The 12,907-nt window shown below is 69.0% G+C and carries 11 protein-coding genes; 10 read left to right on the plus strand and 1 reads right to left on the minus strand.

The annotated features are described in order from the left end of the window. The first annotated feature begins 2 nt into the window (after window positions 1-2). The 5 genes from IEY14_RS12705 (at window position 3) to IEY14_RS12725 (ending at window position 6,353) form a co-directional block, all read left to right on the plus strand. Window positions 3-899, plus strand: a complete 897-nt coding sequence (locus tag IEY14_RS12705; protein WP_188909264.1) for an ABC transporter permease — start codon at window positions 3-5, stop codon at window positions 897-899. Beyond that, window positions 899-1,819 carry an ABC transporter permease gene (locus tag IEY14_RS12710; protein ID WP_188908954.1) on the plus strand — a complete coding sequence of 307 codons (921 nt, stop codon included), beginning with the start codon at window positions 899-901 and terminating at the stop codon, window positions 1,817-1,819. Before IEY14_RS12705 ends, IEY14_RS12710 begins: the two co-directional genes overlap by 1 nt. Before the next feature lie 33 nt (window positions 1,820-1,852). Further along, window positions 1,853-3,454, plus strand: a complete 1,602-nt coding sequence (locus IEY14_RS12715; protein WP_188909265.1) for an ABC transporter substrate-binding protein — start codon at window positions 1,853-1,855, stop codon at window positions 3,452-3,454. A 1-nt stretch (window position 3,455) separates the two neighbouring features. After that, window positions 3,456-4,400 carry an acetamidase/formamidase family protein gene (locus IEY14_RS12720; RefSeq protein ID WP_188908955.1) on the plus strand — a complete coding sequence of 315 codons (945 nt, stop codon included), beginning with the start codon at window positions 3,456-3,458 and terminating at the stop codon, window positions 4,398-4,400. A 213-nt stretch (window positions 4,401-4,613) separates the two neighbouring features. Beyond that, window positions 4,614-6,353 (plus strand): ABC transporter ATP-binding protein, encoded by a 1,740-nt coding sequence (locus tag IEY14_RS12725; RefSeq protein WP_188908956.1) that lies wholly within the window; start codon window positions 4,614-4,616, stop codon window positions 6,351-6,353. Window positions 6,354-6,443: 90 nt separating this feature from the next. Here IEY14_RS12725 and IEY14_RS12730 read toward each other — a convergent pair whose 3' ends face one another. Further along, window positions 6,444-7,175, minus strand: a complete 732-nt coding sequence (locus IEY14_RS12730) for a FadR/GntR family transcriptional regulator (protein ID WP_188908957.1) — start codon at window positions 7,173-7,175, stop codon at window positions 6,444-6,446. Window positions 7,176-7,337: 162 nt separating this feature from the next. On the opposite strand from IEY14_RS12730, the gene IEY14_RS12735 reads away from it, so the two are divergent. From IEY14_RS12735 to dgoD, 5 genes are all read left to right on the plus strand, one after another. Further along, window positions 7,338-8,321 (plus strand): arabinose ABC transporter substrate-binding protein, encoded by a 984-nt coding sequence (locus IEY14_RS12735; RefSeq protein ID WP_188908958.1) that lies wholly within the window; start codon window positions 7,338-7,340, stop codon window positions 8,319-8,321. Between the two features lie 67 nt (window positions 8,322-8,388). Next, the gene (gene araG / locus IEY14_RS12740) at window positions 8,389-9,903 is read left to right on the plus strand and encodes an L-arabinose ABC transporter ATP-binding protein AraG (protein WP_188908959.1); all 1,515 of its coding nucleotides are present in this window, start codon (window positions 8,389-8,391) and stop codon (window positions 9,901-9,903) included. Between the two features lie 6 nt (window positions 9,904-9,909). Continuing rightward, entirely contained in the window at window positions 9,910-10,860 is a 951-nt protein-coding gene (gene araH / locus IEY14_RS12745) for an L-arabinose ABC transporter permease AraH (RefSeq protein ID WP_188908962.1), read from the plus strand. 5 nt (window positions 10,861-10,865) lie between these two features. Next, window positions 10,866-11,759 carry an aldose 1-epimerase gene (locus IEY14_RS12750; RefSeq protein WP_188908964.1) on the plus strand — a complete coding sequence of 298 codons (894 nt, stop codon included), beginning with the start codon at window positions 10,866-10,868 and terminating at the stop codon, window positions 11,757-11,759. Further along, on the plus strand, window positions 11,756-12,904 hold the full coding sequence (gene dgoD / locus IEY14_RS12755; protein WP_188908966.1) for a galactonate dehydratase: 1,149 nt from the start codon (window positions 11,756-11,758) through the stop codon (window positions 12,902-12,904). The genes IEY14_RS12750 and dgoD overlap by 4 nt, the downstream gene beginning before the upstream one ends. Window positions 12,905-12,907 lie beyond the last annotated feature (3 nt).

Below are 12,907 nucleotides of genomic sequence, written 5' to 3' on the forward strand. Positions count from 1 at the left end.
TCATCGGGCCCGAGGCCTCCCTGGCGTCTCCCGCCGCGCCGATCGGCGGCGAAGGCGTGCTGCGCCGGCTCCTGCGCCGCCGCCTCGCCCTTCTCGGCCTCGTCATCATCACCCTCGTCGTCGGCGCGGCGCTTCTCGCCCCGCAGGTCGCGCCCTTCGATCCGAACGAGCAGTTCTTCGACGGCCTCACCCTCGAAGGCGCGCCGCTGCCGCCTTCCGCCACCTATTGGCTCGGCACCGATCTTCTCGGCCGCGATCTCCTGTCGCGCCTGCTCTACGGGGCGCGCAACTCCCTCGTCATCGGCGTCGTCGCCAATGGCGCGGCGCTGGTCATCGGCACGCTGGTCGGCGTCGTCGCCGGCTATTTCCGCGGCGTCGTCGGCGCGGTGCTGATGCGCTTCACCGATCTGATGATGGCCTTTCCGGCGCTGCTTCTCGCCATCTGCCTCGCCGCCGTCCTGCGGCCGAGCCTCTGGATCGTCGCCCTCGTCATCGCGCTGGTGAACTGGGTGCAGGTGGCGCGGGTCGTCTATTCCGAGACGCGCTCGCTCGGCGAGCGGGAATTCGTCGCCGCCGAGAAGACGCTCGGCGCCGGCTCGGCCCGCATCCTCTTCCGCCATATCCTGCCGCATCTCACCTCGACCGTGATCGTCTACGGCACGCTCGGCATCTCGACGACGGTGCTGCTCGAAGCGACGCTCTCCTTTCTCGGCGTCGGCGTGCAGCCGCCGGACGCCTCCTGGGGCAACATCATCTTCGAGAACCAGACATATTTTCAGGCGGCGCCCTGGCTGGTCTTCTTTCCGGGCGCCGCGATCCTCCTCCTCGCGCTCGCCTTCAATCTCGTCGGTGACGGCTTGCGCGACGCGCTCGACCCGACCGAGGAAGGGCGCGGCTGATGGCGATCTACCTCCTGCGCCGCCTCGTCCAGGCGCTCCTGATCCTTCTCGGCGTCAGCCTCGTCACCTTCGCGCTGCTCTATCTCCTGCCGGCCGACCCCGCCCGGCAGATCGCGGGCCGCACCGCCTCGGCCCAGCAGGTGGCTGCGATCCGCAGCCAGCTCGGGCTCGACCAGCCCTTTTTCGTCCAGTACGGCCGCTATCTCGGCAATCTCGTCCAGGGCGATCTCGGCCGCTCCTATCTCCAGCGCTCGGAAGTCTCCGACCTCATCGCCGCGCGCCTACCGGCGAGCCTTCTCCTGATGGTCGCGGCCATCGCCTGCGAGCTGGCCATTGGCCTCACGATGGGCGTCGCGGCGGCGGTCCGGCGCGGCCGGACGAGCGACCATCTCCTGATGGTCGGCTCCTTCGTCACCGTCTCGGCGCCGCAATTCGTCGTCGGGCTCCTGCTTCTCTACGTCTTCGCCGTCCGGCTCGGCTGGTTCCCGATCGGTGGCTATGGCAGCGTCTCCCATCTCGTCCTGCCGGCGCTGACGCTCGGGATTCTCGGCGCCGGCTGGTATTCGCGCATGATGCGCTCCTCCATGGTGGACGTGCTCCGCCAGGACTACATCCGCACCGCGCGCGCCAAGGGCCTCCGGCGCTGGACGATCCTCTGCCGCCACGCCCTGCCCAACGCCATCCTGCCCGTCATCGCCATGATCGGCATCGATATCGGCCTGTTCATGAGTGGCATCGTCGTGGTGGAGAGCGTCTTCGGCTGGCCCGGCATCGGCCAGCTCGCCTGGCAGGCGATCCAGCGCGTCGACCTGCCGATCATCATGGGCGTCACTCTCGTCTCGGCCGTCGCCATCGTCCTCGGCAATCTCCTTGCTGATCTCGTCGCCCCCTTCGTCGATCCCCGCATCAAGCTGCAATAGTCTCGAAAGGACACGCGTTCCATGACCTCCATCCTGAAGCGCGGCCTAGCCGCGCTGGCCGTCTCCGCCGCGCTCCTCGCCGCGCCGGGCCTCGCTCTCGCCGCGGGCGGCTCGATCACCGTCACCTACAAGGACGACATCGCGACTCTCGACCCGGCGATCGGCTACGACTGGCAGAACTTCTCGATGATCAAGGCCCTGTTCGACGGGCTGATGGATTACGAGCCGGGCACCGCCACGCTGCGGCCGGGCCTGGCCGAGAGCTACCAGATCTCGGCGGACGGCAAGGTCTTCACCTTCAAGCTGCGCGAGGGCGTGAAATTCCACAACGGCCGCGCCCTGACGGCCGAGGACGTGAAATATTCCTTCGAGCGCACCACGAACCCGAAGACGCAGTCGCCCGGCGCCGGCTTCCTCGGCTCGATCGAGGGCTTCGACAAGATGCAGTCGGGCGAGGCGAGCGAGCTTGCCGGCGTGAAGGTGGTCGATCCGAAGACGGTCGAGGTGACGCTGTCGCGGCCGGACGCGACCTTCCTCTCGGTGATGGCGCTCAACTTCTCCTTCGTCGTCCCGAAGGAGGAGGTCGAGAAATACGGCGCCGATTTCGGCCGCCATCCGGTCGGCACCGGCGCCTTCAAGCTCGCTGAGTGGACGCTCGGCCAGAAGCTGCAATTCACGAGAAACCCGGACTATTATCGCGAGGGCGCGCCGAAGCTCGACGAGATCAATTTCGAGATCGGCCAGGAGCCTGTCGTCTCGCTGCTCCGCGTGCAGAAGGGCGAGGTGGACGTGCCGGGCGACGGCATCCCGCCGGCGAAGTTCCGCGAGGTGATGGGCAACGAGGCGGAGGCCGCCCGCGTCGTCCAGGGCGTGCAGCTTCATACCGGCTACATCACCATGAACACGACCAAGGCGCCCTTCGACAATCTGAAGGTCCGCCAGGCCCTGAACATGGCGATCAACAAGGACCGCATCGTCCAGATCATCAACGGCCGCGCGACCCCGGCCAACCAGCCCCTGCCCCCGACCATGCCCGGCTACGTGAAGGATTTCGCGGGCTATCGCTACGACGTCGCGGCGGCCAAGAAACTTCTCGCCGAGGCCGGCCATCCGGACGGCTTCGAGACCGAGCTCTTCGTCGCCAATGTCGATCCCCAGCCGCGCATCGCCCAGGCGATCCAGCAGGATCTCGCCGCGATCGGCATCAAGGCCTCGATCCAGAGCCTCGCCCAGGCCAATGTCATCGCCGCCGGCGGTTCGGCCGAGGGCGCGCCGCTGATCTGGTCGGGCGGCATGGCCTGGATCGCCGACTTCCCCGATCCCTCGAACTTCTACGGTCCGATCCTTGGCTGTTCGGGCGCCGCCGAAGGCGGCTGGAACTGGGCGAAATACTGCAACAAGACCCTCGATGAGAAGGCGGCCGCCGCCGATGCGATCGTCGATCCGGCGAAGGCCGAGGAACGGGCGACGGCCTGGGGCGAGGTCTACAAGGGCGTGATGGCCGACGCGCCCTGGGTGCCGGTCTTCAACGAGAAGCGCTACACGATGCGCTCGGACAAGATGGGCGGCGCCGACGCGCTCTATGTCGATCCCGTCAACACGCCGATGAACTACAAATACGTCGAGACGAAGTGAGATGTGCCGCGCCTGCGACTACACGATCCACGGCCGACAGCATCATTTCGGCTGGGACAACAGCTTCGAGCCGGCGGCGCGCGTCGCCCCCGGCGCGACGATCGAGTTCGAGTGCCGGGATTCCTCGGCCGGCCAGCTGACGCCCGCCTCCACCGTCGAGAGCGTCAAGGCGCTCGACTTCTCGAAGATCAATCCGGTCTCCGGCCCGATCTTCGTGGACGGGGCGGAGCCGGGCGACGCGCTGAAGGTGACGATCGAGGGTTTCAAGCCGTCCGGCTTCGGCTGGACGGCGAATATTCCGGGCTTCGGCCTCCTCGCCGACGACTTTCCGGAGCCGGCGCTGACGCTCTGGTCCTATGATCCGGACAGTCTCGCGCCGGCGGCCTTCGGCGCCCATGGCCGCGTGCCGCTGAAGCCCTTCGCCGGCACGATCGGCAATGCGCCGGCCGAGCCCGGCCTCCATTCGGTGGTGCCGCCGCGCCGCGTCGGCGGCAATCTCGACATCCGCGACCTCGCGGCCGGCACCACGCTCTACCTGCCGGTGGAGGTGGCGGGCGCGCTCTTCTCGGTCGGCGACACCCATGCCGCGCAGGGCGACGGCGAGGTCTGCGGCACGGCGATCGAAAGCCCGATGAACGCGGTGCTGACGCTCGACCTCGTGAAGGACGCCCGCCTCGCTATGCCGCGCTTCACGACGCCGGGGCCGGTGACGCGCCATCTCGACGCCAAGGGCTACGAGGTGACGACGGGCGTCGGGCCGGACCTGATGACCGGCGCGCGCCGTGCGGTGGCGGACATGGTGGAGCTTCTGGCCGGTCGCTACAACCTCGCCCCGGTCGATGCCTATATGCTCGTCTCGACCTGCGGCGACCTGCGCATCTCGGAGATCGTCGATCTGCCGAACTGGGTCGTCTCCTTCTACTTCCCGCGCACCGTGTTCGAGTGATCGTCTCTCGGCCGGCCTGACCCTTCCGCCGCGCCCGGCGGAAGGGCGCCTCCCCTCTCCCGAGCCGGGAGAGGGTGGCCCGAAGGGCCGGGTGAGGGAGCCGAAGGACGCGGGCGTCGGCGCTCGACGCTTCCCTCATCCGCCTGCCGGCACCTTCTCCCGCCTCGGGAGACGGCGGCGGCTTCCTCGTCGCGCCTCCATCTGCGAGTGGCCATGACCGACCCCATCCTCACCGTCTCCAACCTCACCATCGCCGTCGGCGAGGGCGCGCGGCGCCGGACGCTGGTCGAGGACCTGTCCTTCACGCTGGCCAAGGGCGAGACGCTCTGCATCGCCGGCGAGTCCGGCTCCGGCAAGTCGCTGACCTCGCTGGCGATCATGGGCCTCCTGCCGAAGCCCGGGCCGCGCGTCGAGGGCGGCGCGATCCGGCTCGGCGGCGAGGATCTGACGCGCCTTGGCGAGGGCCAGATGCGCCGGGTGCGCGGCGACCGGATCGCGATGATCTTCCAGGAGCCGATGACCTCGCTGAACCCGGTCCTGACGATCGGCCGCCAGCTCGCCGAGGCGATCGAGGCGCATCGCAGCATCGCGCCCGGCGAGGCGAGGCGGCTGGCGCTCGAGGCGCTGCGTGCCGTCCGCATTCCCGAGGCCGAACGCCGGCTCGGCCAATATCCGCACGAGCTATCCGGCGGCATGCGCCAGCGCGTGATGATCGCCATGGCGCTGGCGCTGGAGCCGGACGTGCTCATCGCCGACGAACCGACGACGGCGCTCGACGTCACCATCCAGGCGCAGGTCCTGGGGCTCCTGAAGGAGATCCAGGCCGAGCGCGGCACCGCCGTGATCCTCATCACCCACGACATGGGCGTTGTCGCCGAGATGGCCGATCGCGTCGTCGTCATGCGGAGCGGAAGGGCGGTGGAGAGCGGCGCCGTCGCTCCGCTCTTCGCCGCGCCGCATGAGGACTATACGAAGGGCCTGCTCGCCGCCGTGCCCCGCATGGGCGACGGTGCGAAGCAGGCCGTGCCGGCCGCCGCGACGGCACCCGTCGCCGAGATCCGCGACCTCACCGTCCGCTTCCCGCTGAAGGGCGGGCTCTTCGGCCGCCTCCAGGCCGAGGTCCATGCCGTCGCCGGCATCTCCTTCGATATCCCCGCGCGCCAAACCTTGAGCCTCGTCGGCGAATCCGGCTGCGGCAAGTCGACCACGGCGAAGGCGATCGCCGGGCTGGTCGCCTATGGCGGCCGTCTCTCGGTCGACGGCCGGCCGGCCGAGAACCTCGCCGCCTCGGCGCGGAAGGCGCTGCGCCGCGACGTGCAGATGATCTTCCAGGACCCCTTCGCCTCGCTCGATCCGCGCATGCGCGCCGGCGATCTCGTCGCCGAGCCGCTCGTCATCCACGCCATCGGCTCGCCGGCCGAGCGGCGCGAGCGCGTCGCGGCCCTGTTCGAGCGCGTCGGGCTCTCGGCGGATGCCATGCGGCGCTATCCGCACCAGTTCTCCGGCGGCCAGCGCCAGCGCATCTGCATCGCCCGCGCCCTGGCGCTGCGCCCGAAGCTGATCATCGCCGACGAGAGCGTCTCGGCGCTCGACGTCTCGGTGCAGCGGCGCGTCCTCGACCTCCTCAAGGAGCTTCAGGCGGAATTCGGCATCGCCTATCTCTTCATCAGCCACGACATGGCGGTGGTCGAGAACATCTCGGACCGGGTGGCGGTGATGTATCTCGGCCAGATCGTGGAGATGGGCACGCGCGCCCAGGTCTTCGGCAATCCGCGCCATTCCTATACGCGGCGACTGATCGAGGCGGTGCCGGTGCCCGATCCGGCGCGGCGCCGAACGGCCTTTCCGCGCCTTTCCGGCGAGATCCCGAGCGCGGTGCGCAAGGCTGGCGATTCGCCGGTCCGCCTCGCGCTCGCCGATCTCGGCGAGGGCCATCTCGTGGCGGCGGAATAGCGGCGGGGCCGATCATCCGGCCTCAGGCGGACGATGGTCGATCCGGCCGGATCGCTCCGCCAGGCCGGTCTCGCATCGCGGCCTCGACCGTCACGCGAATTCGCTGATGTCGCGGGCCGCCGTGTCCAGGATTTCGTCCGACGCGGCGCGGGCGGCCGCGCCGTCGCGCATGCGCAGCGCCTCCACCAGACGGCCATGGACCTCGACCGTGTGGAGATGGGATTCGACCGAGCGGTTGGCGCGGTCGAGCGCGCGGGTCAGCGCCGCGTCGATAACTCCCGAGAGCTGGACGAAGACGCGGTTTCCGCTGGCGCCGAGCAGGATGCGGTGGAACTCGGCATCGGCGGCCGTGAAGGCGTCGTCGTCGCCGGGCTCGGCATCGCGCATGGCTTCCCAGGCGGCGTGCAGCGCGGCGATGTCGGCGAGACTGGCGCGGCTGGCGGCGAGTTCGGCCGCGAAGGGCTCGACCGCGCGGCGCGCCTCCAAGACGGAGGCGAGCAGGTCGGCATCCACCACCGCGTCTCCCATCCAGTCGAGAAGATCGGCGTCGAGGAGGTTCCATTCGGCGCGCGGGCGCACCAGCGTGCCGGCCCGCGCCCGCGAGCGCACCACGCCTTTCGATTCCAGCACCTTCAGCGCCTCGCGCACCACGGTGCGGCTGATCGAGAACTCGGCGCAGAGATCCTGTTCGCGCGGCAGGGTCGAGCCTTCCCCATAGCGTCCCGCCACGATCGCCTTCGCGAGGGCGGCGACGAAGTCGCGTCCGACGCGCGGTCGCGAGCGGCCGCGAGCGGGACGGTCCATGCTGGAGGCGAGCGTCATGCGGCGGGGTTCCGGTCTCGGCTGCCTCCGTTGTCCCCGATTTCCAAGCGTCCGACAACTGACTATATAAGTCATACATTGCAATTGACTCATCAGACTTGTCGGCGCTACCAATCGATCCGCGTCGTGGGAGAACGGACGCGAACCATCCGGGAGGCAGGCATGAGATTCTGGAAACAGGCGCTGTTCGCGGGCGCGACCCTTCTGGTCGCCATCGGCTCGGCCGGCGCGGCGGACGTGAAGATCGGCTTCGTCGTGAAGCAGCCCGAGGAACCCTGGTTCCAGGACGAATGGAAGTTCGCGCAGGCAGCCGCCAAGGAGAAGGGCTTCACCCTGGTGGAGATCGGGGCGGAGGACGGCGAGAAGGTCCAGGCCGCGATCGACAATCTCGGCGCGCAGGGCGCGCAGGGCTTCATCATCTGCACGCCCGACGTGAAGCTCGGCCCCGGCATCGTCGCCAAGGCCGCCGCCAACGACCTCAAGGTCATGACGGTGGACGACCGCCTCGTGGACAGTTCCGGCAAGCCGCTCGAGGACGTGCCTCATATGGGCATCTCCGCCACCAAGATCGGCGAGACCGTGGGTCAGGCGATCGCGGACGAGATCAAGGCGCGGGGCTGGGACATGGCGAAGGTCGGCGCGATCAAGGTCTCCTACGACCAGTTGCCGACCGCGGTGGACCGCGTGACGGGCGCGACCTCGGTGCTGGAGAAGAATGGCCTGCCCGCCGCCAACATCTTCAACGCCCCCCAGGCCAAGACCGATACCGAAGCGGCGCTGAACGCGGCGACGACGGTGGTGAACGCCCATCCCGAGGTGCAGCATTGGGTGGCGGTCGGCCTCAACGACGAGGCGGTGCTGGGCGCGGTGCGCGCGACGGAAAGCGTCGGCATTCCCGCCGCCAACGTGATCGGCGTCGGGATCGGCGGCGCGGACTCGGCCATCAACGAGTTCAAGAAGCCGAGCGCGACCGGCTTCTTCGGCACCGTGATCATCAGCCCCAAGCGCCACGGCTACGAGACGGCCTCCAACATGTACGACTGGATCGCCGAGGGGAAGGCGCCCGAAAAGCTGATCCTGACCAGCGGCCAGCTCGCCAAGCGCGGCGACTACGAGGCCGTGCGCAAGGAGCTCGGCATCCAGTAACGCTCCTTCCGACGCCCTGGCGGCGGGTCTTTCGGCCCGCTGCCTCACCCCTTGGAGCGGGCAAGCCATGGCCTTTCTCGAATTCAGCGGACTGACCAAGTCCTATCCGGGCGTACGCGCGCTGAAAGGCGTCGGTTTCTCGGTTCCCGCCGGCCATGTCCATGGGCTGATGGGCGAGAACGGCGCCGGCAAGTCGACCCTGATCCGCATCCTCTCGGGCGATACGCGCCCCGATGGCGGCACGATCCGCATCGACGGTGCCGAACAGCACTTCACGCGGGCGCGGGACGCCTTCGATGCCGGCGTCGTGGTGGTCCATCAGGAACTCCAGCTCGTCCCCAACCTCTCGGTCGCCGAGAATCTGCGGCTCGGCCGCACGCCGTCGCGCGGCGGCATCGTGCGCTTCCGCACCCTGTTCGACGAGGTCGGGCGCACACTGCGCGAGATCGGCGTCGAGATCGATCCGGCGGCCAAGGTCTCCAGCCTCTCCATCGGCGAGCGGCAGATGGTCGAGATCGCCAAGGCCGTGATGATCGACGCGCGCGTCATCGCGCTGGACGAGCCGACCTCGTCCCTCTCCTCGCGCGAGAGCGAGATCCTGTTCCGCCTGATCGACCGCCTGCGCGCGTCCGGCAAGGTCATTCTCTACGTCTCGCACCGGCTCGACGAGATCTTCCGCCTTTGCGACGGTTGCACGGTGCTGCGCGACGGAGCGCTGGCCGCCCATCATCCGACGATGGAGGGCGTGACGCGCCAGGGTCTCGTCTCCGAGATGGTCGGGCGCGAGATCAGCGACATCTGGGGCTGGCGGCCGAGGGCGGCCGGAGGGGTGCGGCTCGCCGTCGAAGGCCTTGCGGGCGAGAAGCTCCCCACGCCCTTGGGATTCGAGGCGCGGGCCGGCGAGATCCTCGGCTTCTTCGGTCTCGTCGGCGCCGGCCGCTCGGAACTGATGCGGCTCGTCTATGGCGCGGATCGCGCGGCGGTCGGCTCGGTCCGCATCGACGGCGCGCCGCTGCCGCTGTCGGATCCCCGGGCCTCGATCCGCGCCGGGCTCGTCCTCTGCCCGGAAGACCGCAAGGCCGACGGCATCGTGCAAGGGCGCTCCGTCGCCGAGAACATCGCCATCTCCTCGCGGCGCCACCATTCGCCTCTCGGCGTCGTGCGTCCCGCGCGCGAGGCCGAAACGGCCGATCGCTTCATCGAGACCCTGCGCATCCGCACGCCCTCGCGCCGTCAGGACATCGTGAACCTCTCCGGCGGCAATCAGCAGAAGGTCATTCTCGCGCGCTGGCTGTCGGAACCCGACATCAAGGTCCTGATCGTCGACGAGCCGACGCGCGGCATCGATGTCGGAGCCAAGTCCGAGATCTACGAAATCCTCTATGCGCTTGCCGAGCGCGGCATCGCGGTCGTGGTGGTGTCGAGCGAGCTGCCGGAGGTGATCGGCATCTGCGACCGCGTCCTCGTCCTGTGCGAGCGGCGCATCGCCGCCGAATTCGACCGTGGCGCCCTGACCGAGGGCGCCCTTCTCGCCGCCGCCCTGCCCGACCGCGCGACACCCCGCTTCGCCGAAAAGACCTGACCCGTCATGACCGCATCGATCAAACGCATCCTGCTCGGCGAGCAGGGATTGCTCGTCCTCTTCATCCTCGCCTTCGCGCTGGTGTCGCTGACGGTTCCCAACTTCCTGACCGAGCGCAACATCCTCGGCCTGCTCCAGTCCGTAGTGACCATCGGCATCGTCGCCTGCACCATGATGTTCTGCCTCGCCTCGCGCGATTTCGACCTGTCCGTCGGCTCGATCGTCGCCTTCGCCGGCATGGTCGCGGTGATGGTGTCCAACGCGACGGGCTCGATCCCGCTCGGCCTTCTGGCCGCGCTCGCCGCCGGCGGCATCGTCGGTCTGGTGAACGGCATCGTCATCGCCAAGCTTCACATCAACGCCCTGATCACGACGCTGGCCACCATGCAGATCGTGCGCGGGCTGGCCCTCATCGCCTCCGACGGCCGCGCCGTCGGCATCAACGACCCGGCCTTCTATTCGCTGGCGCTCAGCCGTTTCCTCGGCATCCCGACACCGGTCTGGATCATGGCGATCCTCTTCACGATCTTCGCCTTCGTGCTCAACCGGACCGTCTTCGGCCGCAACACGCTCGCCATCGGCGGCAATCCGGAAGCCTCGCGTCTGGCGGGCGTCGATGTCGACTGGGGCCGCATCGGCATCTTCGCGCTGCAGGGTCTCGTCTGCGCGGTGGCGGGCATCCTCCTCGCCTCGCGCATCACCAGCGGTCAGCCGAACGCCGCGACGGGGCTGGAACTCTCCGTCATCTCGGCCTGCGTTCTCGGCGGCGTCTCGCTCGCCGGCGGGCGCGCGACGATGAGCGGCGTCATCGTCGGGGTCCTGATCCTCGGCATCGCCGAAAACGTCATGAACCTCCTCAACATCCAGGCCTTCTACCAATATGTCGTCCGGGGCCTGATCCTTCTCCTCGCCGTGCTCCTCGACAACCTGCGCTCGCGCGCGCTCGGCCGGCGCTGATTGCGGTGGAGACCCTCGCGCTCGCGTCTGACGGGCTGACGGCCCGGCTGTCGACGCAAGGGGGACGGATCCTTTCGCTCGACTGGCGGATGGGCGGGACGACGGTCCCGCTTCTCCATCGCTGCGACGAGACGGGGCCGGAGGCGCGTTCCGCCTTCCCGCTCGTCCCCTTCGCCAATCGACTAGCCGGCAACGCCTTCCGCTTCCGGGGCGAGGATGTCGTCCTGGCGCCCAACACGGCCGATCCCGCCTATCTCCACGGCGACGGCTGGCTCGGGACCTGGGCCGTCGAGGCGGCGGACGGGGCGTCCGCGCGGCTCGTCTTCCGTCATGAGGGCGAGCCCTACCGCTACGAGGCGCGGCTCGGCATGCGTCTTGAGGACGGCGCCGGCCATCTGGCGCTGGAGGTCCGCAATACGGGCGGCCGGCCTCTCCCGTTCGGTCTCGGCTGGCATCCGTTCCTGCCGCGCACGCCGGAAACGAAATTGGAGCTTCGAGCGCACGGCTTTCGCGCGGAACGGCCGGGGCATCTCCCCGGCGAAGAGGCGCCTTTGCCGGCCGATCTCGACTTCGCCTCCGCCGCGCCGCTCCCCGGCCGCTGGGTCAATAATGGGCTGGAGGACTGGGACGGCAGGGCTCGCATCCTCTGGCCGGAGCGGAGCGCCGGCCTTCTCGTCGAAGCCGATCCGCTCTTCGCCCACGCTTTTCTCTTCCTGCCGGATCGCGCGCTGGCGCCCCGCGCCGACTGGTTCTGCCTCGAGCCGATGAGCCATCGCGCCGGCGCCCACCATCATGCCGATCTCGGCGGTCTCCGCGCGCTGGCGCCCGGCGAGACTCTGTCCGGCGCCTTGCGCCTTTCTCCCTTCTCCCTTCGCCAAGGGGCGTCGAACCCGTCATGAAAATCACCAAGCTCACGACCTTCATCGTCCCCCCGCGTTGGCTCTTCCTCAAGATCGAGACGGACGAGGGCATCACGGGATGGGGCGAGCCGGTGGTGGAGGGGCGCGCCCTCACCACCGAGGCCGCCGTCCACGAGCTCGCCGACTATCTCGTCGGCAAGGACCCGTTCCGGATCGAGGATCACTGGAACGTCCTCTATCGCGGCGGCTTCTATCGCGGCGGCGCGATCCACATGAGCGCGCTCGCCGGCATCGATCAAGCGCTCTGGGACATCAAGGGCAAGGCGCTCGGTCAGCCGGTCCACCAACTCCTCGGCGGCCAGTGCCGCGACCGCGTCATGGTCTATTCCTGGGTCGGCGGCGACCGTCCGGCGGATGTCGCGGCCAATGCGCGCGAGGCCGTGGCGCGCGGCTTCAAGGCGCTGAAGATGAACGGCTGCGAGGAGCTCCAGATCGTCGACACGTTCGACAAGGTCGAGCGCGCCGTCGCGGCCGTCGCGGCCGTGCGCGAGGCGGTCGGTCCGCATATCGGCATCGGGGCGGATTTCCACGGCCGCGTCCACAAGCCGATGGCCAAGGTGCTGGCCCGGGAGCTCGAACCCTACAAACTGATGTTCATCGAGGAGCCTGTCCTGTCGGAGAACCGCGAGGCGCTGGCCGAGATCACCAAGCACTGTTCCGCGCCGATCGCGCTCGGCGAGCGGCTCTACTCGCGCTGGGACTTCAAGGGCGTCCTCCAGGACGGTTACGTCGACATCATCCAACCGGATCTCAGCCATGCCGGCGGCATCACCGAATGCCGGAAGATCGCCGCGATGGCAGAGGCCTATGACGTGGCGCTGGCCCCGCACTGCCCCCTCGGCCCCATCGCGCTCGCCGCCTGCCTGCAGATCGACGCGGTGAGCTATAATGCCTTCATCCAGGAACAGAGCCTCGGCATCCATTACAACGAAGGCAACGACCTCCTGGACTACGTCGCGAATCCGGACGTCTTCGCCTACGAGAACGGCTTCGCGTCGATCCCGCAGGGGCCCGGCCTCGGCGTCGAGGTGAACGAGGAGATCGTGGTCCGGCGCGCCGCCGAGGGTCATCGCTGGCGCAATCCCGTCTGGCGCCATGCCGACGGGTCCTTCGCGGAATGGTGAGCG

The sequence above is a fragment of the Aureimonas endophytica genome, from assembly GCF_014642635.1.
Taxonomy (GTDB): domain Bacteria; phylum Pseudomonadota; class Alphaproteobacteria; order Rhizobiales; family Rhizobiaceae; genus Plantimonas; species Plantimonas endophytica.

What these genes read in the sequence shown, in the direction of transcription:
- IEY14_RS12710 (WP_188908954.1), top strand. Translation starts at nt 899, where the DNA reads ATGGCGATCTACCTCCTGCGCCGCCTCGTCCAGGCGCTCCTGATCCTT.
- IEY14_RS12720 (WP_188908955.1), top strand. Translation starts at nt 3,456, where the DNA reads ATGTGCCGCGCCTGCGACTACACGATCCACGGCCGACAGCATCATTTC.
- IEY14_RS12725 (WP_188908956.1), top strand. Translation starts at nt 4,614, where the DNA reads ATGACCGACCCCATCCTCACCGTCTCCAACCTCACCATCGCCGTCGGC.
- IEY14_RS12730 (WP_188908957.1), bottom strand. Translation starts at nt 7,175, where the DNA reads ATGACGCTCGCCTCCAGCATGGACCGTCCCGCTCGCGGCCGCTCGCGA.
- IEY14_RS12735 (WP_188908958.1), top strand. Translation starts at nt 7,338, where the DNA reads ATGAGATTCTGGAAACAGGCGCTGTTCGCGGGCGCGACCCTTCTGGTC.
- araG (WP_188908959.1), top strand. Translation starts at nt 8,389, where the DNA reads ATGGCCTTTCTCGAATTCAGCGGACTGACCAAGTCCTATCCGGGCGTA.
- araH (WP_188908962.1), top strand. Translation starts at nt 9,910, where the DNA reads ATGACCGCATCGATCAAACGCATCCTGCTCGGCGAGCAGGGATTGCTC.
- dgoD (WP_188908966.1), top strand. Translation starts at nt 11,756, where the DNA reads ATGAAAATCACCAAGCTCACGACCTTCATCGTCCCCCCGCGTTGGCTC.